Source organism: Stenotrophomonas nitritireducens (assembly GCF_001431425.1).
GTDB lineage: Bacteria > Pseudomonadota > Gammaproteobacteria > Xanthomonadales > Xanthomonadaceae > Stenotrophomonas > Stenotrophomonas nitritireducens.
This window is the reverse complement of sequence record NZ_LDJG01000004.1, coordinates 1-23,737: the sequence shown is the minus strand read 5'-3', so window position 1 is coordinate 23,737 and position 23,737 is coordinate 1. Positions and strand designations below refer to the sequence as shown.

Below are 23,737 nucleotides of genomic sequence, written 5' to 3'. Positions count from 1 at the left end.
AGCCTTGTCCAGCGACCTGGCTCCCGGAACAGGCGAAGCTTCCTTCGCGGCCGAAACCGCTGCTGCGGCATGCGCGGCATTGGGCCAGGCAATTCGGGAAGGCCCCATCGTGGCCGGGGCGGCTTCTACGGGGAGGGAGGCAGGCAGTCGCGGACCGGCGCGAAGCTGCGCCGGTGCTCGGGGCAGGGGCCATGCGCGCGCAGGGCCGCCAGGTGGGCGGGGGTGCCGTAGCCCTTGTGCTGGTCGAAGCCGTACTCGGGGTGGCGCTGGTGCAGCTCCTGCATGTAGCGGTCGCGGCTGACCTTGGCCAGGATCGAGGCGGCCATGATCGCGCGGTCGATGGCGTCGCCGCCGACCAGGGCCTCGGCCGGGCAGGGCAGGCCCTTGGGGATCTTGTTGCCGTCGATGCGGGCGAACCGGGCCACGTGGGCCACGCCTTCCACCGCGCGGCGCATGCCCTGCATGGTCGCCTGGAAGATGTTGATGCCGTCGATCTCGGCCACGTCCACCAGCACGATGCAGTGGGCCAGGGCACGCTCGAGGATGCGGTCGTAAAGCTGTTCGCGGCGCGCGGCGCTGAGCGCCTTGGAGTCGTCCAGGCCGTTGATGCGCGGCCGTTGCGGGTCGAACACCACTGCGGCCACGGCCACCGGGCCGGCCAGCGGCCCGCGCCCGGCCTCGTCCACGCCGGCAGTCAGGCGAGGGCCCTGGCGGGCGGCCAGCAGCCCGTCGTCGAACAGGGCGAGCGAGGAGGCGGCGGCGCGTGCGTTCACGCAGGCTCGGCCAGCAGCGAGGCCACCGCGTCGGCGGCGCGGGCGGAGGCGTCCTGGCGCAGCTGCAGGTGCAGGCGCTGGTAGTCGTCCTGCAGGCCGGCCACGCATCCGGGCTGCTCGAACCATTGCAGCACCGCCGCGGCCAGGCGCTCGGGCGTGCAGTCGTGCTGGATCAGCTCCGGCGCGAGGTCGCGGCCGGCCAGCACGTTGGGCAGGGCGTAGCGGTCGACCTTGACCAGCTTCAAGGCCCTGGCGATGCGGTAGGTCAGCTCCGAGACGCGGTAGCCGACCACCATCGGCCGCTTGACCAGCATGGTCTCCAGCGTGGCGGTGCCGGAAGCCAGCAGCACCACGTCGGCGGCGGTCACCGCGTCGCGGGCCTGGCCGTCGAGCACGTGCAGGCGCGCGGCGGGCAGGGCCGAGGCGGCGATCTGCTGGTCGATCAGTTGCCGGCAGCCGGCGTTGGCGGCCGGCACCACGATGTGCAGGTCGGGCATGCGCTCGGCCACCTGCCAGGCGGCCTCGAAGAAGGCCGGGCCGAGCCGGCCGATCTCGCCCAGGCGGCTGCCGGGCAGCACCGCCAGCACCGGCGCGGTGGCCGGCAGTGCCAGCCGGGTGCGGGCGTCGGCGCGGTCGCTGTCCAGCGGGATCGCATCGGCCATGGGATGGCCGACGAAACGCGCATCCACGCCATGGCGGGCGTAGATCGGCGGTTCCATCGGGAACAGGCACAGCACCATGTCGGCGCTGGCGCCGATCTTCTCGGCGCGCTTCTCGCGCCAGGCCCATACCGAGGGGCTGACGTAGTGCACGGTGCGGATGCCGCGCTGCTTGAGCCAGCGCTCCACGCCGAGGTTGAAGTCGGGTGCGTCGATGCCGATGAACACGTCCGGGCGCCAGTCGAGCACGCGCTCGCGGAACGCGCGGCGCAGCTTCAGCAGTCGCGGCAGGTGGCGCAGGATCTCGGCCAGGCCCATCAGCGCCAGTTCGCTGGCGTCGAACCAGGTCTGGCAGCCGGCGCCGCGCATGGCGTCCCCGCCGATGCCGGCGAACTCGGCATCGGGGAAGCGCCGGCGCAGTTCGGCGATCAGGCCGGCGCCAAGAAGGTCGCCGGAGGTTTCCCCGGCCACCAGCGCGATGCGCAGGGAGCCGGTGGCAGGGAAGCGGGAAGCGGCAATGGCAGATGCGGGGATGGCCGCGTGGCTGCCATCGTTCCCCGTTACCGCGTCCCGGCTCCCGTTGTTGCCGCTGGCACTCATCGCTGCAGCGGGCGGTCCGCGTGTTCGATGAAGTCCAGCATCTGCCGCACGTCGTCGCTGTCCCTGGCCTGCTCGGCCAGTTGCAGCTTGGCCTCGGCCAGCGGCACGCCGGCCACGTACAGGGTGCGGTAGGCGCGCTTGATGGCGCCGATGCGCTCGGCGTCGAAGCCGCGGCGCTTGAGGCCTTCGCTGTTGATGCCGCGCGGGCGCCCGTGGCCGTCGATGCCGACCATGGTGAATGGCGGGATGTCGCCGGTGACCAGTGCCCCCATGCCGAGGAAGGCATGGTCGCCGATGCGGCAGAACTGGTGGGCGCCAGCGAAGCCGCTGATGATCACCCAGTTGCCGACGCTGACGTGGCCGGCCAGGGTGGTGTTGTTGGAGAACACGCAGTGGTCGGCGACGTGGCAGTCATGGGCGACGTGGGTGTAGGCCAGCAGCCAGTTGTCGTTGCCCAGGGTGGTGACGCCGCCGCCGCCGGCGGTGCCGCGGTTGACGGTGACGAACTCGCGGAACACGTTGCGGTCGCCGATCACCAGTTCGGTGCGTTCGCCGGCGTACTTCTTGTCCTGCGGTTCGCCGCCGATGGCGGCGTGGCCGATGAAGCGGTTGTCGCGGCCGATGCGGGTCGGGCCATGGATGCTGCAATGCGGGCCGACGACGGTGCCGGCGCCGATCTCGACGTCGGCGCCGATCAGGCTGAACGCGCCGACGCGCACGTCGTCGGCGAGCCTGGCCGACGGATCGACGACGGCCGTGGGATGGATCAGGGGGGCGCTGTCGCTCATGCGCGGGCTCCGGTCGGGGTCATTCGCGGGTGCCGGCGCACAGCACCTCGGCATGCGCCACGACTTCGCCGTCCACCTTGGCCTCGCCGTAGTAGACGGCCATGTTGCGGATCACGCGCTTGACCTGCACGTGCAGCTCCAGCACGTCGCCCGGCACCACCTGCTTCATGAAGCGCACGTTGTCCACCTTGACCAGGTAGAACAGCTTGGACTGGGCGTCGCGGCCGAGGCTGAGCTGGGTCAGCACGCCGCCGGCCTGCGCCAGCGCCTCGATGATCAGCACGCCGGGCATGATCGGCTGGGTGGGGAAATGCCCCTGGAAGAACGGCTCGTTGATGGTCACGTTCTTGTGCGCGACGATCGTCCTGGCCTCGGTGTCCAGCGCGACCACCTTGTCCACCAGCAGGAACGGGTAGCGGTGCGGGATCAGCGTGCGGATGGTGTTGACGTCGATGGGCAACGGCAGCGGTGAGTTCATTCCTTCTCCTTGCTCACAGCCAGGACCCTGCGTGCCAGGCTGTCCAGCTGCTTGAAGCGCGCGGCGTTCTTGCGCCACGTGCGGTTGTCGGTCAATGGGGTGCCGGACGAATACTCGCCCGGTTCGGTGATGGAGTTGCGCACGACCGACTTGCCGGTGACGACGACGTGGTCGCAGATTTCCAGGTGGCCGACCACGCCGACCGCGCCGCCGAGCAGGCAGTAGCGGCCGATCCTGGCGCTGCCGGCGATGCCGGTGCAGCCGGCGATCGCGCTGTGCGCGCCGATGTGGCAGTTGTGGGCGATCTGCACCAGGTTGTCCAGGCGCACGTCTTCTTCCAGCACGGTATCTTCCAGCGCGCCGCGGTCCACGCAGGTGTTGGCGCCGATCTCGCAGTCGTCGCCGATGCGCACGCCGCCCAGCTGCGGCACCTTGATCCAGCGGCCGGCATCCATCGCCAGGCCGAAGCCGTCGGCGCCCAGTACGGCGCCGGGGTGGACGCGCACGCGCTTGCCGAGGCGGACCCGGGTGACCAGGGTGACGCGCGCGATCAGTTCGCAGCCGGCGTCCAGCGCGCAGTCCTCGCCGATGATGCTGCCGGTGCCGACGATGCAGTTCTCGCCGACCACGCTGCGCGCGCCGATGCTGACGAACGGGCCGATGTGGGCGCTGGCGGCGACCTGCGCCGACGGATCGATCACCGCGCTGGGATGTATGCCGGCCTCGCGCAGCGGCACCGTCTCGAACAGCGCGCCGATCTTGGCGAAAGTGGTGTACGGGTCCTTGGCGACCAGGGCGGTGCCGGGCGCGGCCTCGGCGTCGTCGGCGCGCAGCACGACGATGGCCGCCCTGCTGTCGGCCAGCTGCGCTCGGTAGCGCGGATTGGCCAGGAAGGTCAGCTGGCCGGGGCCGGCATGGGCCAGCGTGGCCACGCCATGGATGGCCGTGGACGGATCGCCGTGCACCTGCAGCCCGAAGCGCTCGGCCAGTTCCTGTGCGGTATGGGTCGGAGTATTCACGCCGGGAGTTTAGCGTCTGGAAGTGGCGCGGTCATGCGGCATGACTGCGGAGTGGGCCCGATATGCCTGTGCAGGCATCGCCACAGTGTAGGAATCGTTCTGGAGGAAAGCCCCCTTGGTAAGGGGGCGCGCCGAAGGCGGGGGGATCGGAAAGCCAGAGCGCGACCCATAGTTCCGCCGGGCGGAACTATGGGTACCCGGGGCATGGCCCCGGGTGCGGCGGGCAGTTCCTCAGAACTGCCCGCCGAAGGTGAACTGCAGGCGTTCGATCTCGTCGCCTTCCTTCTTCTTCAGCGGGAACGCATAGCTGATCGAGATCGGGCCGACCGGCGCGCGCCACAGCAGGGCGATACCGGCCGAGGCGCGAAGTTCGCCGGCATCGAAGTTCTTGGTGCCGTTGTAGACGTTGCCGAAATCGAGGAAGGCCGAGACGCGTGCCGACGGGCTGTCGAACAGCTTCGGGAAATAGGCCTCGACCGCACCGACCGTCTTCACCGAGCCGCCCAGCGGCTGCCCGCGGTAGTAACCGCCGATGACCTCCGAACGCGGTCCCAGGGTGTTGTCGCGGAAGCCGCGCACCGAGTTGGTGCCGCCGGCATAGAAGTTCTCGAAGAACGGCAGGCCCGAGGCGACGACCTGGCGGTGGTTGGCGGTCGGGTTGGTTGCGCAGTCCACCACCTCGGTGGTTTCCGGCGTACCCGGCACCGCGGGGGTATCGCCGTCGGCCGGCGTGCCGGGCGTGCCCGGGATCACGTTCCAGCAGATATCGCGGACCTTGTCCTTGCCGTAGGAGTCGCCATAGCCGAGCTCGACGCGGGTGTTGATCACCAGCGAGGGCATGATCGGCCAGTATTTGGAGATCTGGTAGCTGAGCTTGTAGTACTCGGCGGTGGAGCCGGGCAGGGTGGCTTCCAGGCCCAGGCGCTGGTAGGTGCCGCGGGTGGGCATGAAGTAATCGTTGCGGGTGTCGCGCGCCCAGCCCAGTTCGGTACGCCAGGAGTGGAAGGTGCGCGTGCCCATCGCATCGATGTAGTCGATGATCGCCTTCGGGGTGTAGCCGTTGTAGGTCGTGATCTGGTTGCTGTCGATGCCGAACATCAGCGAGAAGCTGTCGTTCTCGGTGATTGGCACGCCGAACACCATCTGCGCGGCACCGTTGGTGCTGTTGTACTGGGCGGTGTTGAAGTCCGAGTAGTCCAGCTCGCGCCAGGACAGGTTGTAGCCCAGCGACACGCCGTCGTCGGTGAAATACGGGTTCATGTACGAGAAGCCGTAGCGCTGCAGGTAGCTGCTGCGCGAGGCTTCGACCGAGACGCGGTTGCCGCCGCCCAGGAAGTTGTTCTGCGACAGCTGCACCGAGGTGGTCATGCCGTAGGACTGCGAATAGCCCAGGCCGAACACGAAGCTGCCCGAGGTGGTCTCCTTGACGTTGTAGACCACGTCGACCTGGTCGTTGCTGCCGGTGACCGGGGAGGTCTCGACGTCGACCGATTCGAAGTAGCCCAGGCGCTGCAGGCGGATCTTGGAGCGGTCGATGGCCGCCTGCGAGTACCAGGCATTCTCGAACTGGCGCATCTCGCGGCGCAGCACCTCGTCGGCGGTGCGGGTATTGCCCTTGAACACGATGCGGCGCACCGATACGCGCGGGCCGGGCACCACCTGCATGTTGACCGCCACCGTGCGATCTGCGCGGTTGCTGGTCGGGATCGGGTTGACCTTGGCGAAGGCGTAGCCGACGTTGGACAGCGTGTTGCTGATCGCGTCGGCGCTCAGTTCCAGCAGGCCGCGCGAGAACGTGTCGCCTGCCTTCTGGAACACCATGCGCTCGACGTTTTCCTGCGGCAGGACGGTATCGCCGGTGACCTTGATCTCGGAGATCTTGTACTGCTCGCCCTCGGTCACGCCGGCGGTGATGAACATGTCGCGCTTGTCGGGGCTGATCGAGACCTGGGTGGAATCGACGCTGAAATCGACGTAGCCGCGGTCCAGGTACCAGGAGTTGAGCTTCTCCAGGTCGCCGGACAGCTTTTCCTTGGAGTACTGGTCGTCGCGGCGGTACCACGAGGCCCAGTTGTGCTCCTTGGATTCCCAGGTATCGAGGATGTCCGCGGACTCGAACTTCTCGGGGCCGACCAGGTTGACGTGGCGGATCTTGGCCGCCTTGCCTTCCTTGACGGCGATGGCGACGTCGACGCGGTTGCGGTCCAGCGGGCTCACCGTCGGGGTGATCTCGACGTTGTACTTGCCGCGGTCGTTGTACTGGCGGCGCAGTTCCTGGGTCACGCGGTCCAGGCTCAGACGGTCGAAAGTGCCGCCCTCGCTCAGGCCGATGTCGCTCAGGCCCTTGAGCAGCTGCTCGCTCTTGATGTCCTTGTTGCCGGTGACGGTCAGCTTGTTGATCGCCGGGCGCTCCTTGACCGTGACCACCAGGATGTCGCCCTGGCGGTCCAGCTGCACGTCCTCGAAGAAGCCGGTCTTGTACAGGGCGCGGATGGTATCGCCGACCTTGGCGTCGTCGACGCGGTCGCCGCGTTCCACCGGCAGGTAGGTGAAGACGGTACCGGAAGAGATGCGCTGCAGGCCGTCCACGCGGATGTCGCTGGCGGTGAAGGGCTCGGCTGCCTGCGCGAGCGCGGGCGCGGCCAGACCGGCGGCGAGGGCGAGGGCAAGCAGGCGGCGATTGGGAAGTCGCGTCATGTCACGTCCGGTTGGAGTCGATTTCATTGTTGCGTGGGTGCCGGCGTATGACGACGTCAGCGGGAAAAAGTTCATCGCGGGACCAGGCCGAGGATGTCGTTGTAGAACGCCAGCCCCATCAGCCCGGCCAGCAGTGCCAGGCCGACGTACTGTCCGGCGGCCATGGCGCGCTCGCTCAACGGGCTGCCCTTGACCAACTCGATAAGGTAATACAGCAGGTGACCGCCGTCCAAGATCGGAATCGGCAGCAGGTTGATGATGCACAGGCTCAGCGACAGCAGGGCCAGGAAGTACAGGAACCAGTCCACGCCGCGTTCGGCCGAGGCATTGGCGACGCGGGCGATGGTGATCGGCCCGGAAATGTTCTTGACCGAGGCATGGCCGGTGAGCATGCGCCGCATCATGCCGAGGGAATCACCGGCCAGCCGGCCGGCCTCGCGCACGGCGGCCGGCAGCGCCGCCAGCGGCCCATACTGCTGGCGGGCGTCGTAGGCCGGCGCCTGGCCGGTGACGAAGCCCACGCCGAGCAGCCAGCGGTCCTTGCCCGCCTCGTCCGTTGCCTTCTGCGGCTGCAGTTCCAGGGCCAGGCGCTGGCCGTCGCGTTCGACCTCGATCATGCCCTGGCCGCCGCGCTCGCCCAGCCGCTGCACCAGCCCCGCGACCTGGTCGGCGCTTTCCACGCGCAGCCCGTCGATGGCCAGGATCAGGTCGCCGCGCTGCAGCAGGCCGCTGGCGGCCGAGCCTGCCACCACCGATTCGATCTGTGCCGGCTGCAGCCAGAACTGCCAGGCCAGGCCGGCCTGCACCGGCACGGTGCGTTCGTCGAAACCGGCCGGCAGGGTGGACAGCGGCAGCACGCGGGTATGCGCATTGTCCAGCGGGTCGAGGACGCGCACCCTGGCGTCCTGGCGGTCCATGGCGGCGGTGGTGAGGGCCATGCTGGCCTCGGCCCAGGTCGCGACGGTGCGGCCGTCCACGTCGACGATGCGGTCGCCGGCGTTGAGGCCGGCGGCGGCGGCCATGCCGCTGCTGCGGCCGATGGTCGCCGAGTAATCCTGGCGGCCGATCACGAACATCACCCACAGCAGGGCGATGCACAGCAGCAGGTTGGCGGCCGGGCCTGCGGCCACGATCGCGATGCGCTGCCATACGCTCTTGTTGTTGAAGGCCACGACGCGCTCGCCGGCCGGGACCTCGACCTCGCGCTCGTCCAGCATTTTCACGTAGCCGCCGAGCGGGATGGCGGCGATGGCGAACTCGGTACCGTTGCGGTTGCGGCGGCTCCACAGCGGGCGGCCGAAGCCGACCGAGAAGCGCAGCACCTTCACGCCACAGCGCCGGGCCACCCAGTAGTGGCCGAATTCATGGAACGTCACCAGCACGCCGAGGCTGACGATCATCCACCACACGGAACCGAGGAAGTCAGCCATGGTCGCGGCTCGGTTGGAAGACGGGGTCAGGCATGGGGCAGGCGGGCGATGGCGGTGGTGGTGACCTGGCGGGAGCGCGCGTCGGCCGCCAGCAGGGCGTCCAGTGTATCGGCAGCCATGTGAGGCAGGGCGGACAACGCGTGTTCCACCAGCGCAGGGATCGACAGGAAGCCTATGCGGCCCTGAAGAAAGGCTGAAACGGCGACTTCGTTGGCGGCGTTCAGGATCGCCGGGGCGCTGCCGCCGGCCTCCATCGCCTGCCAGGCCAGGCGCAGGCAGGGGAAGGCGTCCAGGTCCGGGGCCTCGAAGTCGAGGCGGCCCTGGGCCAGCAGGTCGAGTCCGGCCACCCCCGATTCGATGCGCCGCGGCCAGCCCAGGCCCACCGCAAGGGTGGTGCGCATGTCCGGCAGGCCAAGCTGGGCCAGGGTGGAGCCGTCGATGAACTCGACCAGCGAATGCACCAGGCTCTGCGGGTGCACCAGTACGTCGATGCGCGCGCCGGGCACGCCGAACAGGTGGTGCGCCTCGATGACCTCCAGGCCCTTGTTCATCAGCGTGGCCGAATCGACCGAGATCTTCGGGCCCATCGACCACTTGGGATGGGCTACCGCCTGGGCCGGGGTCACCGCTTCCAGTTCGGCGCGGGTGCGGCCGCGGAACGGGCCGCCGGAGGCGGTGAGCAGGATGCGGCGCACGCCGGCGCCTTCGACGCTGGCGTCGCGCGAGCGCAGGCACTGGAAGATGGCGTTGTGCTCGCTGTCGATCGGAATGATGTCCGCGCCGGCCGCGGCCGCCTCGCGGGTCAGCAGCTCGCCGGCCAGCACCAGCGACTCCTTGTTGGCCAGCAGCAGGCGCTTGCCGGCGCGGGCCGCGGCCAGGGTCGAGGACAGCCCGGCCGCGCCGACGATGGCTGCGACCACCGTGTCGCAGGCGTCGCCGGCGGCAAGCGCGTCGATCGCCGTGGCGCCGGCGTGGGCCTCGGTCGCCAGGCCGGCGTCGCGCAGCCCGTCGCGCAGGCGCTGGAACAGTGCCGGGTCGGCGATGGCGGCGTGCTTGGGCCGGTGGCTCCGGCACAGCGCGACCAGCGCATCGACGTTGTTGCCGGCGGCCAGAACGCTGGCGCGCATCTGCTCCGGATGGCGGGCGATGACGTCCAGCGCCGAGGTGCCGATCGAGCCGGTGGCGCCAAGGATGGCAACCCGGCGCGGGGCATCCTGGTGGAAAGGCGAAGAAACGGACATGTCAGAAACCGAAGATTTCCTTGCCCAGCGCGAACACCGGCAGGGCGGCCAGCACGCCGTCGATGCGGTCCAGGACGCCGCCGTGGCCGGGAATCACGCTGCCCGAGTCCTTGGCGCCGGCGTGGCGCTTGAGCAGGCTTTCGAACAGGTCGCCGAGCACCGAGGCCAGCACCGCGACCGCGGCCACCAGCAGCAGCCAGCCGATATCGGCTGGCTGCACGCCGGCCAGCCAGCCGAACCCGACGGCGACGGCCAGGCCGGCGACCAGTCCGCCCAGCAGGCCTTCGATGGTCTTGTTGGGGCTCACGCGCGGGGCCAGCTTGTGCCTGCCGAAGGCGCGGCCGGCGAAATAGGCGCCCGAATCGGCGGCCCAGACGATGGCCAGCGCGGTCAGCAGCCAGCGGTTGCCATGCGGCCCGCCGGCGTGGATCAGCACCAGCGCCGCCCAGGCCGGGACGATGGCCAGGCTGCCGGCGGCCAGCTTGAGCATGCGCGCGCTGCTTTCCTCGTGCGCGCCGAAATCGAAGAAGCGCAGCCACAGCAGCGCCAGCAGCCAGAAGCCGACCCCGGCCAGCGCGGCCAGCTGGAACAGCACCAGGCTGCCGGCCGATGCCCACACCAGCAACACCATCAGCAGCAGGTTCAGCACCAGCAGCACGGTGCGCGGCAGGCCGTCCACGCCCGTGAGCCGGAACCATTCCCACAGGCCGGTCAGGAACACCAGCGCGGCGGCGGCGGCCAGCCACTGGGTAGGCAGCAGCAGGATCGCGCAGATGGCCACCGGGGCCATGATCAGCGCGGCGATGACACGGGTCTTGGTCATGGGGAAACGGTCTCCGTGGCCGCCGCGGCGACCTGTGCGCTTGTCAGTCCATAGCGGCGCTCGCGCTGCGCGTAGTCGTCCAGCGCCCGTTGCAGGAGGTCGGCATCGACATCCGGCCACAGCACCTCGGTGAACCACAGCTCGGTGTAGGCCAGCTGCCACAGCAGGAAATTGCTGATGCGGGTATCGCCGCCGGTGCGGATGAAAAGGTCCGGCGGCGGCAGGTCGGTCAGCGCGACATGCCGGCCGAGCAGGTGTTCATCGATCTGTTCCGGCAACAGGGTGCCGGCGGCGACCTGCTCGGCGAGCAGGCGTGCGGCATGGGCGATGTCCTGGCGGCCGCCGTAGCTGGCGGCGATGCTCAGGGCCATGGCGCCGTTGCCGGCGGTGCGCTGCTCGGCCCGGTCCATGCGCTGGGCGATGCCGGAGGAGAAGCGCGAGCGTTCGCCGATGAAGCGCACGCGCACGCCGCGGCGGTCGAGCTCGTCCACCTCGCGGTCGAGCGCGCCCAGGAACAGCTTCATCAGCGCATCCACTTCTTCCTGCGGCCGTCCCCAGTTCTCGCTGGAAAAGGCGAACAGCGTGAGCGCGGCGATGCCGCGCTCCAGGCAGAAATCGATGGTGCGGTTGACAGCGCGCGCGCCGGCGCGGTGGCCGATCATGCGCGGGCGCCGCCGCTGCTGCGCCCAGCGGCCGTTGCCATCCATGATGATGGCAACGTGCGCGGGCAGGCTTGGTGCTGGCATGCCGTTGGGCATGGCGGACGGCACCGGTCAGACTGCCATCAGTTCCTGTTCCTTGAGCCTGACCACTTCGTCGACGTCCTTGATCGCCTTGTCGGTCAGCTTCTGGATATCGTCCTGCGCGCGACGGTCCTCGTCCTCGGTGATGGCCTTGTCCTTGAGCAGCCGGGCCACTTCCTGGTTGGCATCGCGGCGGATGTTGCGGATGGCGACCTTGCTGTCCTCGCCTTCCTTGCCGACGGTCTTGGCCAGTTCCCTGCGGCGCTCTTCGGTCAGCGGCGGCAGGTTCAGGCGGATCACCGTGCCCATGGTGGTGGGCGTGATGCCGATGTCCGACGCGTAGATGGCCTTTTCCACTTCCTTGATCATGTTCTTGTCGAACAGGGTGATGACCAGCGAGCGGCCTTCGGACACGCTGATGCTGGCCACCTGGTTCAGCGGCGTATCGGTGCCGTAGGCCTTGACCTTGATGCCGTCGAGCAGGGCCGGCGATGCGCGGCCGGTGCGGATGGTGGTGAGGGTGTGGCGCAGAGCGTCGAGGCTCTTGGCCATGCGCGCCTGCGCATCTTGCTTGATGTCGTTGATCATCGCCGGAATCCTGGATGTTTCTGGAACCGGCCGATTATAGGCGAACAGCCCTGCCGGCCGGACGGGAATCGTGGAGCGGGGCGCGCCGGCTTCCCTGCGCGCCCCTTGAGTCGTGCCGTGCCGGGCCCGTGCCGGCGGCGCGGGCCTGCCGGAGCGGGCGCGTCGTCAGTGGGCGTCGCGGCCGTGGACCAGGGTGCCGATGTTCTCGCCGCGCAGGATCTTCAGCAGCTCGCCGGGCTGGCCCATGTCGAACACGCGCAGCGGCAGGTCGCTGTCGCGGGCCAGGGCGAAGGCGGCGGTGTCCATGACTTCCAGGCCCTGGCTGATGACCTGGTCGTAGCTCAGGGTGTCGTAGCGCACCGCATCGGCGTGCTTGTTCGGGTCCTTGTCGTAGACGCCGTCGACCTTGGTGGCCTTGAGCAGCAGGTCGGCGCCGATCTCGATGGCGCGCAGCGCGGCGCCGGAGTCGGTGGTGAAGAACGGGCTGCCGACGCCGGCGGCGAAGATCACCAGCCGGCCCTTCTCCAGGTGGCGGATGGCGCGGCGGCGGATGTAGTCCTCGCACACGTCGTTGATCTTGATCGCGCTCATCACGCGCGCCTTGGCGCCGAGCTTCTCCAGCGCGTCCTGCATGGCCAGCGCATTGATGACCGTGGCCAGCATGCCCATCTGGTCGCCGGTGACCCGGTCCATGCCGCCGGCGGCCAGGCCGGCGCCGCGGAAGATGTTGCCGCCGCCGATGACCAGCGCCACTTCGGCGCCCGCCTGCTGCGCCTCGATGACCTCGCGCGCCAGGCGGTTGATGATCTTGGGGTCGATGCCGTAGTCCTCGTCTCCCATCAGCGCCTCCCCGGAAAGTTTCAGAAGGATGCGTTGGTAGGCGAGCTGGGACATGGGCGACCTCGGTGGCTGGAAAACGCGGGAATTCTAACGGATCGAGGGCATGCCGGGCAGCGCTTTTGTTGCGCTGCAATGACGGATTGCCACCCGCGTTCGCCCGTGTTCAGCCGGAAGCCGGCTGCGGCTCGGGGGCGCGGGCGATCACCCGGTTGCGGCCCAGGCTCTTGGAGCGGTAGAGCACATCGTCGGCGGCTTTGAGCAGATCCTGCACATTGGCAAAGCGCTCGTAGTCGCCATGCGTGGCCACGCCGGCGGAGAAGGTGACATGCAGCGGAGCGCCCTCGATCTCGGCCATCGGCGTGTGCGCGATGGTATCCAGCACGCGCCGCACCACCTCCAGCGCGAGGCGCTCGTTGGTGTCGGGGAACAGCACCACGAACTCCTCGCCGCCGAAGCGGGCGACGGTATCGCTGTTGCGCAGCTGTTCCTGCAGGTGCGAGGCGAAGGACTGCAGCACCTGGTCGCCGGCCAGGTGGCCGTGGGCGTCGTTGATCTTCTTGAAGTCGTCCAGGTCGATGAAGGCGATGGACAGCGGCTGGTTCATGTGCGCGGCGCGGGCGAACTCCTGCTCCAGCACCGTTTCCAGATGCCGGCGGTTGAGCACGCCGGTCAACGCGTCCAGGTGCGCCTGTTCGGCCAGGCGCCGGGCCATCAGCTCGAAATCGTCGGCGCGCCGGCGGGTGGTCGAGGCATCCTGCAGTTCGCGCAGGCTGCGCAGTTCCTTCAGTTCATTGGCGTGGTCGAGCAGGAAGTGCAGGCGCGCCGAGCTGGGCACCGGTACGTCGAGCAGGGCGCACAGTTCCGGCAACGCCTGGCTGACCCGCTGCAGCACCAGTTCGAAGCCCTGGCTGTCCATGCCCAGTTCCTGGTAAGCCTGCTGCAGGGCATGGCTGCGCGCGCTATCGGCATCCGGCGCCAGCCAGATTTCCGCCACGCAGCCGGACAGGGCGACGCAGCGCTGGAACGGGTCGGTCGGTTCCACCGGCGGCTCGCTGCGGGCGATCGCTTCCACCAGGTAGCGGGGCAGGTGCCACTGCTCGCACAGCTGGGCGCCGGCCTCGGCGTGGCTGCAGCCGAGGATGGCGCGCTCATGGGCGAGCAGTTCCTCGTTGCAGGTGGCGCTGTCGAACAGCGCCGGGTAGATGTCCGGGCTGGCCTGCATCAATGCCAGCGCGCCGATGTCCTGCAGCAGGCCGGCGAGCATCAGCTCCTCGACGCGCCGCACCCCGCAGCCCATGCCGAGGAAGCGCGCGGCCAGGGCGCAGAGCACGCTGCGGCGCCAGATGCGTTCCAGCAGGCGCGGGTCCTGGCCTTGCTTTTCCAGCGCATGCGCCAGGGAGAAGCCGAGCGCCAGCTGCAGGGTCGCGTTGAGGCCGAGCATGGTCAGTGCCTGCCCCAGGTTCTCGATCCGGCGCCGGCTGGCGTACAGCGGGGAGTTGGCGATGCGCAGCATGCGCGCGCTCAGGGCCATGTCCATCGCGATGGCATCGGCCGCGGTGGCGATGTCGGTCTCCGGATCCTGCGCCAATTCGATGATGCGGATGGCGATGCCGGGCGGCGAGGGCAGGTTGCGGCAGAGCGACAGCGCTGCGTTGAGCTCGGGGGACATGTCGGAGGAGGTGTTCAGCAGGCCATCAAGGATACGGACGGGGCGGGCGCCGGGGTGTTTGCGTCACAGTATCGGGCAATGGGACTTGAAGTCCACAGGAAAAACGGGGTCGGCTGCGTGCGCCGGATAAAAAAGAAGCCGCGGAGTCCGCGGCTTCTTCTGGGCTCCGGATCGGGGCCGTGTCAGACCTGCATCGCCTTGGCGACTTCGGCGGCGTAGTCCTCGACCACCTTCTCGATGCCTTCGCCGACCACCAGGCGCTGGAAGCCGACGACGTCGCCGCCGGCGGCCTTGACGGCCTGCTCGACGGTCTTGTCGCCGTCCAGCACGTAGCTCTGGCCGTACAGGGTCACTTCGCTGATGATCTTGTTGATCTTGCCGCTGATGATCTTCTCCAGGATCTCGGCCGGCTTGGCCTTGTCCTTCTCGCTCATCTTGGCCAGCTCGATTTCCTTTTCCTTGGCGACGAACTCGGCCGGCACGTCGGCGGCCTTGTTGTGCGGCGGGTTCATCGCGGCCACGTGCATGGCCAGGCCGTTGGCCAGCTCGGCGTTGCCGCCGGCCAGGTCGACCAGCACGCCGATCTTGCCGTTGGTGTGCACGTAGGCGCCGACGGTGTTGCCACCATCGACCTTGGCCAGGCGGCGGATCTGGATGTTCTCGCCCAGCTTCTGGATGGCGGCGGCGCGGGTTTCCTCGACGGTTTCGCCGGAAGCCAGCTTGGCCGACTTCAGGGCTTCCACGTCGGCGGCGCCCGAGGCCAGGGCGGCCGCGGCGACGGCATCGACGAACGCCTTGAAGTTGACGTCGTTGGCGACGAAGTCGGTTTCCGAGTTCACTTCGACCAGCACGGCCTTGCCGCCGTTAACGGCGACGCCGATGCGGCCTTCGGCGGTGACGCGGTCGGCCTTCTTGTCGGCCTTGGCGGCGCCGGACTTGCGCAGGGCTTCAGCGGCGGCGTCGATGTCGCCGTTGTTCTCGGCCAGCGCCTTCTTGCATTCCATCATGCCGGCGCCGGTGCGCTCGCGCAGTTCCTTGACCAGGGATGCGGTGATTTCAGCCATGGTTAAAACCTCTGAGAATTTGGGTGGATGTGTAGGAGCGGCGTAAGCCGCGAACAGGCTTCACGTGAAAGCCGCATCGCGGCTTACGCCGCCCCTACCGGGGGAAGCAGCCGCGCGATGGTCGCGCGGCTGCATTGCGCCACGATTACTCGGCGGCTTCGGCCTTCTTGGCGCGCGGCTTGCGGGCCGGCTTGGCTTCGCCTTCGGCGCCTTCGGCGAACTCTTCCTCGCGCACCGAGGCGGCGTTCGGGGCGGCGGCCTTGCCTTCCAGCACGGCGTCGGCGGCGGCGCGGGCGTACAGCTGCACGGCGCGGATGGCGTCGTCGTTGCCCGGGATGGCGTAGTCCACCAGCTCCGGGTTGTAGTTGGTGTCGACCACGGCGATCACCGGGATGCCGAGCTTCTTGGCTTCCTTGATGGCGATGTCTTCATGGCCGATGTCGATCACGAAGATCGCGTCCGGCAGGCGGTTCATGTCCTTGATGCCGCCCAGCGAGGCTTCCAGCTTGTCGCGCTCGCGGCGCAGGCCCAGCACTTCGTGCTTGACCAGGCGCTCGAAGGTGCCGTCGGTCTCGCCGGCTTCCAGTTCCTTCAGGCGCGCGACCGACTGCTTGACGGTGCGGAAGTTGGTCAGGGTGCCGCCCAGCCAGCGCTGGTTCATGAACGGCATGCCGCAACGCTCGGCTTCTTCCTTGATGGCGTCGCGCGCGCTGCGCTTGGTGCCCAGGAACAGGATGGTGCCGCGCTTCTGGGCAACGGACGAGATGAAGTTCATCGCATCGTTGAACAGCGGGACGGTCTTTTCCAGGTTGATGATGTGGATCTTGCCGCGGGCGCCGAAGATGTACGGAGCCATCTTCGGGTTCCAGTAACGGGTCTGGTGGCCGAAGTGGACGCCGGCTTCCAGCATCTGGCGCATGGTGATCTGGGACATTGCAGGACTCCTGACAGGGAACCGGCGATTCCGCCCGCGGGCAAAGTGTGCGGGACGCGTGGAAGCGCGCTGGGTTCCGGGGTTGGGCTTCCCTGCTGCCTCCGTGACCGACGACATGCGTACTGGGGCCTTGGCTCCAGCTGGCACGCGCACCCCGGCACGGATGGGGGCAGCAGGTGTGGATTCACCGGTGACGCCCGGTGTGGGCGGCCCGAAGCGGCCAGGGACCGGCGACGGAGCCGCGGAATTATAGGGGCAGGGCCTCCGGCGCGCAAACCGCCGCCCGGCCCGGCCACGCGCGGGCAGGGGGAGAGGTCGTTCAGGCAGGCGCCAATGGGTGATAATGGCGGCCATGAGCGTGAACCTGAAAACCCCCGAAGAAATCGCCAAGATGCGCATTGCCGGCCGCCTGGCGGCCGAAGTGCTGGACATGATCGGCGAACACGTCAAGCCCGGTGTCACCACCGAGGAACTGGACCGCATCTGCCACGACCACATCGTCAACGTGCAGGGCGCGATCCCGGCCAACGTCGGCTACCGCGGCTTTCCCAAGACCCTGTGCACCTCGGTCAACAACGTCATCTGCCATGGCATCCCCAGCGAGGCCAAGGTGTTGAAGGACGGCGACATCGTCAATATCGACGTGACGGTCATCAAGGACGGCTGGCACGGCGACACCAGCCGCATGTACTACGTCGGCACGCCGTCGGTGATGGCCAGGCGCCTGGTCGAAACGACCCGGGAAGCCATGTGGCGCGGCATCCGCGCGGTCAGGCCGGGCGCCACGCTGGGCGACATCGGCAACGCGATCCAGGAATACGCCGAGTCCGAGCGCTTCAGCGTGGTGCGCGAGTACTGCGGCCACGGCATCGGCAAGGTCTACCACGACGAGCCGCAGGTGCTGCATTACGGCCGCCCCGGCCAGGGGCTGGTGCTCAAGCCGGGGATGACCTTCACCATCGAGCCGATGATCAACGAGGGCACCCGCCATACCAAGGTGCTGCCGGACGGCTGGACCGTGGTCACCAAGGACCGCAAGCTCTCGGCGCAGTGGGAGCACATGGTGGCGGTGACCGAGGACGGCGTGGAAGTGCTGACGCTGTCGCCGGCCGAGGCCGAGCGCGCGCGATCCGGGGCGGCATGAGCCCACTGCCGGCGGATCTGGTCCAGCATGTACCGGACGCGCCGGCCGATCCCGCGGGCGATGCGCAGTGGGCCGCCGCGGCGCGGCAGTCGCTGGCCCACGCCGATGCACGGCTGGGCCGGCGCTTCGAGCAGGGCGACAACATCGAGCGCCTGCTGGCGCTGCGCGCGCGCAGCGCCGACCACCTGATCCAGCAGGCCTGGCGGCGTTGCCTGCCGGGCGCTGGCGGGCTGTCGCTGTTCGCGGTCGGCGGGTACGGGCGCGGCGAACTGTTCCCGCGTTCTGACATCGACCTGCTGGTGCTGGGCGAGCCTGAGATGCAGCAGGCGAACGAGGCCGCGCTGGCGCGCCTGTTCGCGCTGTTGTGGGATGCGGGGCTGCCGGCCAGCCATGCGGTGCGTTCGGCCGCGCAGTGCGTGCAGGCCGCGGCCGACCAGACCGTGCTGACCGCGCTGATCGAAGCGCGGCCGCTGTGCGTCGAGCCGGGTGCGCAGCAGGCGCTGGCGCGCGCGGTATCGCCGACCCTGGTCTGGCCGGCGCGCGAATATTTCCTCGCCAAGCGCGAGGAACTGCTGCTGCGCCACCAGCGTTTCGGCGACACCGCCGACAACCTCGAACCGGACATCAAGGACGGTCCCGGCGGCCTGCGCGACCTCAACACCCTGGGCTGGATGGCGCTGCGCGCGTTCGGCGTGAGCGACATCGACGCGCTGGTCGGGCTCGGGCACCTGGGGCTGGACGAAGCCGCCGCGCTCAAGCGCGAGCGCGCGGTACTGGCGCGGCTGCGCTTCGGCCTGCACCTGGTCGCGCAGCGCACCGAGGAGCGGCTGCGCTTCGACCACCAGAAGGCGCTGGCCGAGCGCATGGGTTTCGCCGACGACGCCGGCAATCTCGGCGTGGAAAAGATGATGCAGGGCTTCTACCGCAGCGCGGCGGTGGTGCGGCGGATCAGCGACCGCCTGCTGCAGCGCTTCGAGGAACAGTTCGACGGCGAAGCGTCTCCCGAGCCGGTCGGCGATGGCTTCTCGCTGCGCCGCGGCTACCTGTCCGCCGATGACCCGTTGTGGCCGCACGGCGACATCGCGGGCATCTTCGCCCTGTTCGCCTGCTGGGCGCGCACCCCGCAGGTGCGCGGCCTGCACTCGATGACCGCGCGCGGCCTGGCCGAGATGCTGGATGAGATTCCCGCCTACACGCAGGTAGGCGAAGCCGTGCGCGGGCAGTTCATCGGCCTGCTGCGCGGACCGCGCGCGGTGGACACGCTGGCGCGCATGGCGCGGCTGGGCGTGCTGGGGCAGTGGATACCGGCCTTCGCACAGGTGTCCGGGCGCATGCAGTTCGACCTGTTCCATGTCTACACCGTGGACCAGCACACGCTGATGGTGCTGCGGAACATCGGCGTGTTCGCCGCCGGCCGCGCCGACGAGCGTTTCTCCATCGCCCACGAGGTCTGGCCGCGGCTGCGCAAGCCGGAACTGCTGCTGCTGGCCGGGCTGTTCCACGACATCGCCAAGGGCCGCGGCGGCGATCATTCCGAACTCGGCGCGGTGGACGCGCGCGCGTTCTGCGCCGCGCATGGCCTGAGCGCCACCGACACGGACCTGGTGGCCTGGCTGGTGGAACAGCACCTGCGCATGTCGGTCACCGCGCAGAAGCAGGACATCACCGATCCGGAGGTGATCCACCGCTTCGCCGGGCTGGTCGGCAGCCGCGAACGGCTGGACTACCTGTACCTGCTGACCTGCGCCGACATCGCCGGCACCAGCCCCAAGCTGTGGAACGCCTGGAAGGACCGGCTGCTGGCCGACCTGTATTTCGCTGCGCGCCGCGCCCTGCGCGAAGGGCTGGAGCCACCGCTGCCGGAAGCCGAGCGGGTGCAGGAAGCGCGAGCCAACGTGCGCGGGCTGATGCGCGCGCTGGGCCATGCCGACGCGGTGATCGAGCGCCAGTTCGGCGCGATGCCGGACGAGAGTTTCATGCGTTTCCGCCCCGAGCAGCTGGTGTGGCAGGCCGCCTCGCTGATGGAGGTGGCGCGTGGCGGCACCCTGGTCAAGGCGCGGCGGATTGCGCCGGAGAGCGATGCGCTGGAAGTGTTCGTGCACTCGCCCGACCGCGACGGCCTGTTCGCCGCGATCGTGATGACGCTGGACCGCGCCGGCTACAGCATCCACCGCGCGCGCGTGCTCGACGGGCCGGAGGACACCATCTTCGATACCTTCGAGGTGACGCCGGCCGGCAGCTTCGCCGATGGCGACACCGCGCGCCTGGAGCTGCTGCTGCGCAAGGCGCTGGCAGGCAATATCCAGATACTGCGGCCGGCGCGGCGGGTGATCCCGCGCCAGCTCAAGCACTTCCGCTTCGCCCCGCGCATCGAGTTCATCGAGAACGCCGAGCACGGCCGCACGGTGCTGAACCTGGTGGCCCCCGACCGCCCCGGCCTGCTGGCCGACGTCGCGCACGTGCTGCGCGACCAGCGGTTGCGGGTGCAGGACGCGCGCATCGCCACTTTCGGCGAGCGCGCCGAGGACCAGTTCCAGCTCACCGACCGCCACGACCAACCGCTTACCGAAACCTCCCGGCAGGCTCTGCGCGACGCATTGCTGGCCTGCCTGGAACCCGATAGAACGCCAGGAGACCCCTACTGATGGCCACCAGGAAGACCCCCGCCAAGAAGACTGTGCCGAACAAGGCCGCCCCGGCTCCCAAGCCGGCCGCCAGCAAGGCCGTGCCGGTGAAGAAAGCGACGAAGGCCGTGGTGAAGAAGGCGCCCGCGATCAAGCCGAAGGCCGCGCCGAAGGCGGTCGAATCGATCGGCCCGCGCAGCCTGCGCAAGCCGCCGGCACCGGGCGTGGCGGAAATGAAGTTCGGCATCGAGAGCGCGTTCGAACGCCGCGCGATGCTGACCATGGACGAGATCGAGGGCTACACCCGGCCGCTGGTCAACCGTGTCATCGATGGCCTGGAGTCGGGCGAATTCCGCGTGGCCGAGCCGGACGGCAATGGCGGCTGGAAGGTCAACGAGTGGTTGAAGAAGGCGGTGCTGCTGTATTTCCGCGTCAACGACATGAGCGTCATGGACGGCCGCCCGGCGCCGTTCTGGGACAAGGTCGAATCGCGCTTCGCCGGCTACGGCGAGGCGGAGTTCCGCGCCGCCGGCGTACGCGTGGTGCCCGGCGCCATCGCCCGCCGCGGTTCCCACTTCGGCCGCGACGTGGTGCTGATGCCGAGCTTCACCAACATCGGCGCGCACGTGGGCGAGGGCACCATGGTCGATACCTGGGCCACGGTCGGCTCCTGCGCGCAGATCGGCAAGCACTGCCACCTGTCCGGCGGCGCCGGCATCGGCGGCGTGCTGGAACCGCTGCAGGCCAGTCCCACCATCATCGAGGACCACTGCTTCATCGGCGCGCGCTCGGAAGTGGTGGAAGGCGTGGTCGTCGGCCACCACAGCGTGATCGGCATGGGCGTGTTCCTGAGCCAGAGCACGCGCATCTACAACCGCGCCACCGGCGAGATCAGCTACGGCTACATTCCGCCCTACAGCGTGGTGGTGTCCGGTTCGCTGCCGAGCAGGGACGGCAGCCATTCGCTGTACTGCGCGGTGATCGTCAAGCAGGTCGATGCCCGCACCCGCAGCAAGACCAGCGTGAACGACCTGCTGCGCGGGTTGGCGGATTGAAGCAGGCAACGGGCGGGGAAACGGGTAGGGGCCGCGGCCCGCGCTTTCCCGCTTCTTGTCGTCTTCCCTCGTGTCCCGCTTCCCTCCACTCGTTCCACGCTCCAAGGATTCCATGACATGACGACCCTGTATGGGCTGAAGAACTGCGACACCTGCAAGAAGGCCAGCAAGTGGCTGGACCGCTTCGGCGTCGCCTACACCTTCGTCGATTACCGCGACAACAAGCCCAGCCCGGAAACGCTGGTCGAATGGGCCGGCAAGGCCGGCAGCTTCGCGGCATTGATCAACAAGTCCTCGACCACCTGGCGGCAGCTGCCGGACAACCGCAAGGCGGCCGCGTCGGATGCCGAATGGAAGTTGCTGCTGCGCGAGTACCCGCAGCTGATCAGGCGCCCGCTGGTCGTCACCGGCGACGGCGCGATGACGCAGGGTTTTTCCGACAACGGCTTCAAGCAGCGCTTCGGCGTCGCGTGACGGCACGCGCAGGAGCACGCCTTGGGGCGCTCCTGCAGGAGACATATCGCATGAACGATGTGCTTGAACTTACCTGTGAGCTGATCGCGCGCCCTTCGGTAACGCCCGAGGATGCGGGCTGCCAGCAACTGATCGGCGAGCGCCTGCAGGCCGCCGGTTTCGCCTGCGAACACCTGCGCCTGGGCGAGGTCGACAACCTGTGGGCCACGCATGGCAGCGGCGCGCCGGTGCTGGTGCTGCTCGGCCATACCGACGTGGTGCCCAGCGGCCCGATCGAGGCCTGGGCCAGCGATCCGTTCCGGCCGGAGGTGCGCGACGGCGTGCTGTACGGCCGTGGCGCGGCCGACATGAAGGGCAGCGTGGCCGCGTTCGTGGTGGCGGTCGAACGCTTCGTCGCCGACCACCCGGACCACGCCGGCACGCTGGCGGTGCTGCTGACCAGCGACGAGGAGGGCGATGCCATCGATGGCGTGCGCCACGTCGCGCGGCTGCTGCGCGAGCGCGGGCAGCGCATCGACTGGTGCATCACCGGCGAGCCGTCGTCCAGCGCCACGCTGGGCGACCTGCTGCGCGTGGGGCGTCGCGGCAGCCTGTCGGCGAAGCTGCGGGTCAAGGGCGTGCAGGGCCACGTCGCCTATCCGGAGAAGGCGCGCAACCCGATCCACCTCGCCGCGCCGGCGCTGGCCGAACTGGCCGCGCGGCACTGGGACGATGGCTACGAGAGCTTCCCCCCGACCAGCCTGCAGATTTCCAACATCGAAGCCGGCACCGGTGCCAGCAATGTGATCCCCGGCGAGCTGCGGGCGATGTTCAACCTGCGCTACAACCCGCACTGGAACGCCGCGCGCCTGGAGGCGGAGATCGCCGCGCTGCTGGACCGCCATGGGCTCGATCATGAGCTGCATTGGCACCGCAGCGGCGAGCCTTTCTACACGCCGGAAGGCCGCCTGCGCAGCGTCGCGCGCGAGGTGCTGGCCGGGTTCGCCGGCACCACGCCGGAGGAAAGCACCGGCGGCGGCACCTCCGATGCGCGCTTCATCGCGCCGCTGGGGGCGCAGTGCATCGAGGTGGGGCCGGTGAACGCCAGCATCCACCAGGTGGACGAACACGTGCGGCTGGACGATCTGCGGGCGTTGCCCGATCTTTACCGGCAACTGATCACCCGGCTGCTGGCCTGAACCATGCCTGCCTGTGGGTGGTGGGCAAGGCCGGGCTGACCCGCCTGCACCTGCCTTCGCCTTGGACGTGTTCGACCAGCGGCGTGTGCCGGCCTGCTGATCGGCGACCGGCTTGGCCTGGCGGTGCTCACCCCGGGGCGGAGCAGCCGCGGCGGTTGTACGGTCCGCGCCTCTGGGCAACGGCGTCCATGCCCTGCTGCCGTCGGCGTTCGACGCCACGCGGGCGCTGGCGGTGGGTGGCCAGGCTCTGGCTGGCGTGGCTGGCAGCGCTGCGCCGAGCATGGCGAGCCGTTGGCGGTGGTGATGGCCGACGTGGACCACTTCAAGCAGTTCAACGACAACCACGACCACCAGGCCGGCGACCAGCAACTGCGGCGGGTGGCCGGCGCGCTGGCCGCGGAGGTGTCGGGGGTCGACGAACTGGCCGCGCGCTATGGCGGCGAGGAATTCGTGCTGATCCTGCCCGGGATCGACCGCGCGGCGGCCATGCAGCGCGCCGAGCGCGCGCGGCGCCAGGCCGAAGCGGCGATGGCCACCGCTGGCCTGCCGGGCAGCATCAGCCTTGGCGTGGCGGTAACCGTGCCCGCCGCCGGTGGCGACCCGGCGCTGCTGGTGCGCTGCGCCGACCAGGCGCTGTACCGGGCTAAGCACGGCGGCCGCAACCGGGTCGAATGCGCCGGCGGGGACGATTTGGCCGTGCTCGCGCAGGCCGGTGTGATTGCCGCTGAAACTGTTGCGCGGCCCCCGCAACCCACGCTATCGTCGGCCCCATGAACCGCAACGCCTGCGCCAACGTGAATGCTTCGAACAATCGCAATAATGCGATTGCGAACAATCGCGCGCGGCCGATGCGGGTCTGCGACTGAGCCACAAGCACCATACGCCCAGTGACCAGAAAACCCGCATCGGCCGATGC

21 protein-coding genes are annotated in these 23,737 nt (G+C 69.2%); 6 read left to right on the top strand and 15 right to left on the bottom strand.

The genetic code is table 11. The annotated features are described in order from the left end of the window. Window positions 1–125: 125 nt before the first annotated feature. From ABB22_RS03435 to rpsB, 15 genes are all read right to left on the bottom strand, one after another. Window positions 126–773 (bottom strand): ribonuclease HII, encoded by a 648-nt coding sequence (locus ABB22_RS03435; RefSeq protein ID WP_055764489.1) that lies wholly within the window; start codon window positions 771–773, stop codon window positions 126–128. Further along, the gene (lpxB, locus tag ABB22_RS03430; protein WP_082443456.1) at window positions 770–2,032 is read right to left on the bottom strand and encodes a lipid-A-disaccharide synthase; all 1,263 of its coding nucleotides are present in this window, start codon (window positions 2,030–2,032) and stop codon (window positions 770–772) included. Before lpxB ends, ABB22_RS03435 begins: the two co-directional genes overlap by 4 nt. Further along, complete coding sequence (gene lpxA / locus ABB22_RS03425; RefSeq protein WP_055764491.1) at window positions 2,029–2,820, bottom strand: acyl-ACP--UDP-N-acetylglucosamine O-acyltransferase; 792 nt, start codon at window positions 2,818–2,820, stop codon at window positions 2,029–2,031. Before lpxA ends, lpxB begins: the two co-directional genes overlap by 4 nt. 19 nt (window positions 2,821–2,839) lie before the next feature. Further along, window positions 2,840–3,298 (bottom strand): 3-hydroxyacyl-ACP dehydratase FabZ, encoded by a 459-nt coding sequence (fabZ, locus tag ABB22_RS03420; protein ID WP_055764493.1) that lies wholly within the window; start codon window positions 3,296–3,298, stop codon window positions 2,840–2,842. Continuing rightward, complete coding sequence (gene lpxD, locus ABB22_RS03415) at window positions 3,295–4,317, bottom strand: UDP-3-O-(3-hydroxymyristoyl)glucosamine N-acyltransferase (RefSeq protein ID WP_055764494.1); 1,023 nt, start codon at window positions 4,315–4,317, stop codon at window positions 3,295–3,297. Before lpxD ends, fabZ begins: the two co-directional genes overlap by 4 nt. Window positions 4,318–4,548: 231 nt before the next feature. Beyond that, complete coding sequence (gene bamA, locus ABB22_RS03410) at window positions 4,549–7,014, bottom strand: outer membrane protein assembly factor BamA (protein WP_055764496.1); 2,466 nt, start codon at window positions 7,012–7,014, stop codon at window positions 4,549–4,551. A gap of 71 nt (window positions 7,015–7,085) precedes the next feature. Continuing rightward, window positions 7,086–8,444 (bottom strand): RIP metalloprotease RseP, encoded by a 1,359-nt coding sequence (gene rseP / locus ABB22_RS03405; RefSeq protein ID WP_055764498.1) that lies wholly within the window; start codon window positions 8,442–8,444, stop codon window positions 7,086–7,088. A gap of 26 nt (window positions 8,445–8,470) precedes the next feature. Beyond that, on the bottom strand, window positions 8,471–9,685 hold the full coding sequence (locus tag ABB22_RS03400; RefSeq protein WP_055764500.1) for a 1-deoxy-D-xylulose-5-phosphate reductoisomerase: 1,215 nt from the start codon (window positions 9,683–9,685) through the stop codon (window positions 8,471–8,473). A 1-nt stretch (window position 9,686) separates the two neighbouring features. After that, on the bottom strand, window positions 9,687–10,508 hold the full coding sequence (locus ABB22_RS03395; protein WP_055764501.1) for a phosphatidate cytidylyltransferase: 822 nt from the start codon (window positions 10,506–10,508) through the stop codon (window positions 9,687–9,689). Further along, window positions 10,505–11,254 carry a polyprenyl diphosphate synthase gene (gene uppS, locus ABB22_RS03390; RefSeq protein WP_055765354.1) on the bottom strand — a complete coding sequence of 250 codons (750 nt, stop codon included), beginning with the start codon at window positions 11,252–11,254 and terminating at the stop codon, window positions 10,505–10,507. Before uppS ends, ABB22_RS03395 begins: the two co-directional genes overlap by 4 nt. Window positions 11,255–11,281: 27 nt before the next feature. Continuing rightward, on the bottom strand, window positions 11,282–11,839 hold the full coding sequence (gene frr, locus ABB22_RS03385) for a ribosome recycling factor (RefSeq protein WP_055764503.1): 558 nt from the start codon (window positions 11,837–11,839) through the stop codon (window positions 11,282–11,284). A gap of 165 nt (window positions 11,840–12,004) precedes the next feature. Then, complete coding sequence (gene pyrH, locus ABB22_RS03380) at window positions 12,005–12,733, bottom strand: UMP kinase (RefSeq protein ID WP_055764505.1); 729 nt, start codon at window positions 12,731–12,733, stop codon at window positions 12,005–12,007. A gap of 109 nt (window positions 12,734–12,842) precedes the next feature. Then, on the bottom strand, window positions 12,843–14,348 hold the full coding sequence (locus ABB22_RS03375) for a GGDEF domain-containing protein (RefSeq protein ID WP_055764507.1): 1,506 nt from the start codon (window positions 14,346–14,348) through the stop codon (window positions 12,843–12,845). Window positions 14,349–14,530: 182 nt separating this feature from the next. After that, window positions 14,531–15,412 carry a translation elongation factor Ts gene (gene tsf, locus ABB22_RS03370; RefSeq protein ID WP_055764510.1) on the bottom strand — a complete coding sequence of 294 codons (882 nt, stop codon included), beginning with the start codon at window positions 15,410–15,412 and terminating at the stop codon, window positions 14,531–14,533. Between the two features lie 145 nt (window positions 15,413–15,557). Beyond that, entirely contained in the window at window positions 15,558–16,346 is a 789-nt protein-coding gene (gene rpsB / locus ABB22_RS03365; RefSeq protein ID WP_055764512.1) for a 30S ribosomal protein S2, read from the bottom strand. A 352-nt stretch (window positions 16,347–16,698) separates the two neighbouring features. Here rpsB and map point away from each other — a divergent pair, with 352 nt between their 5' ends. From map to ABB22_RS03335, 6 genes are all read left to right on the top strand, one after another. Further along, entirely contained in the window at window positions 16,699–17,490 is a 792-nt protein-coding gene (gene map, locus ABB22_RS03360) for a type I methionyl aminopeptidase (RefSeq protein WP_055764514.1), read from the top strand. Further along, a complete protein-coding gene (locus tag ABB22_RS03355) occupies window positions 17,487–20,135 on the top strand; it encodes a [protein-PII] uridylyltransferase (RefSeq protein ID WP_055764517.1) in 2,649 nt (882 codons plus the stop codon). Before map ends, ABB22_RS03355 begins: the two co-directional genes overlap by 4 nt. Next, entirely contained in the window at window positions 20,135–21,169 is a 1,035-nt protein-coding gene (gene dapD, locus ABB22_RS03350; protein ID WP_055764518.1) for a 2,3,4,5-tetrahydropyridine-2,6-dicarboxylate N-succinyltransferase, read from the top strand. The genes ABB22_RS03355 and dapD overlap by 1 nt, the downstream gene beginning before the upstream one ends. 117 nt (window positions 21,170–21,286) lie before the next feature. Continuing rightward, window positions 21,287–21,643, top strand: coding sequence for an arsenate reductase (locus ABB22_RS03345; protein ID WP_055764520.1), 357 nt, complete (start codon window positions 21,287–21,289; stop codon window positions 21,641–21,643). A 50-nt stretch (window positions 21,644–21,693) separates the two neighbouring features. Next, window positions 21,694–22,821 carry a succinyl-diaminopimelate desuccinylase gene (dapE, locus tag ABB22_RS03340; protein WP_057505053.1) on the top strand — a complete coding sequence of 376 codons (1,128 nt, stop codon included), beginning with the start codon at window positions 21,694–21,696 and terminating at the stop codon, window positions 22,819–22,821. 123 nt (window positions 22,822–22,944) lie between these two features. Beyond that, window positions 22,945–23,595 (top strand): GGDEF domain-containing protein, encoded by a 651-nt coding sequence (locus ABB22_RS03335; protein WP_268768248.1) that lies wholly within the window; start codon window positions 22,945–22,947, stop codon window positions 23,593–23,595. Window positions 23,596–23,737: the final 142 nt, after the last annotated feature.

Bases quoted from the DNA above. Each gene is read 5' to 3' on its own strand.
- lpxB (WP_082443456.1), bottom strand. From the start codon at position 2,032: ATGAGTGCCAGCGGCAACAACGGGAGCCGGGACGCGGTAACGGGGAAC.
- lpxA (WP_055764491.1), bottom strand. From the start codon at position 2,820: ATGAGCGACAGCGCCCCCCTGATCCATCCCACGGCCGTCGTCGATCCG.
- fabZ (WP_055764493.1), bottom strand. From the start codon at position 3,298: ATGAACTCACCGCTGCCGTTGCCCATCGACGTCAACACCATCCGCACG.
- bamA (WP_055764496.1), bottom strand. From the start codon at position 7,014: ATGACGCGACTTCCCAATCGCCGCCTGCTTGCCCTCGCCCTCGCCGCC.
- rseP (WP_055764498.1), bottom strand. From the start codon at position 8,444: ATGGCTGACTTCCTCGGTTCCGTGTGGTGGATGATCGTCAGCCTCGGC.
- ABB22_RS03400 (WP_055764500.1), bottom strand. From the start codon at position 9,685: ATGTCCGTTTCTTCGCCTTTCCACCAGGATGCCCCGCGCCGGGTTGCC.
- ABB22_RS03395 (WP_055764501.1), bottom strand. From the start codon at position 10,508: ATGACCAAGACCCGTGTCATCGCCGCGCTGATCATGGCCCCGGTGGCC.
- uppS (WP_055765354.1), bottom strand. From the start codon at position 11,254: ATGCCAGCACCAAGCCTGCCCGCGCACGTTGCCATCATCATGGATGGC.
- frr (WP_055764503.1), bottom strand. From the start codon at position 11,839: ATGATCAACGACATCAAGCAAGATGCGCAGGCGCGCATGGCCAAGAGC.
- pyrH (WP_055764505.1), bottom strand. From the start codon at position 12,733: ATGTCCCAGCTCGCCTACCAACGCATCCTTCTGAAACTTTCCGGGGAG.
- ABB22_RS03375 (WP_055764507.1), bottom strand. From the start codon at position 14,348: ATGTCCCCCGAGCTCAACGCAGCGCTGTCGCTCTGCCGCAACCTGCCC.
- tsf (WP_055764510.1), bottom strand. From the start codon at position 15,412: ATGGCTGAAATCACCGCATCCCTGGTCAAGGAACTGCGCGAGCGCACC.
- rpsB (WP_055764512.1), bottom strand. From the start codon at position 16,346: ATGTCCCAGATCACCATGCGCCAGATGCTGGAAGCCGGCGTCCACTTC.
- map (WP_055764514.1), top strand. From the start codon at position 16,699: ATGAGCGTGAACCTGAAAACCCCCGAAGAAATCGCCAAGATGCGCATT.
- ABB22_RS03355 (WP_055764517.1), top strand. From the start codon at position 17,487: ATGAGCCCACTGCCGGCGGATCTGGTCCAGCATGTACCGGACGCGCCG.
- dapD (WP_055764518.1), top strand. From the start codon at position 20,135: ATGGCCACCAGGAAGACCCCCGCCAAGAAGACTGTGCCGAACAAGGCC.
- ABB22_RS03345 (WP_055764520.1), top strand. From the start codon at position 21,287: ATGACGACCCTGTATGGGCTGAAGAACTGCGACACCTGCAAGAAGGCC.
- dapE (WP_057505053.1), top strand. From the start codon at position 21,694: ATGAACGATGTGCTTGAACTTACCTGTGAGCTGATCGCGCGCCCTTCG.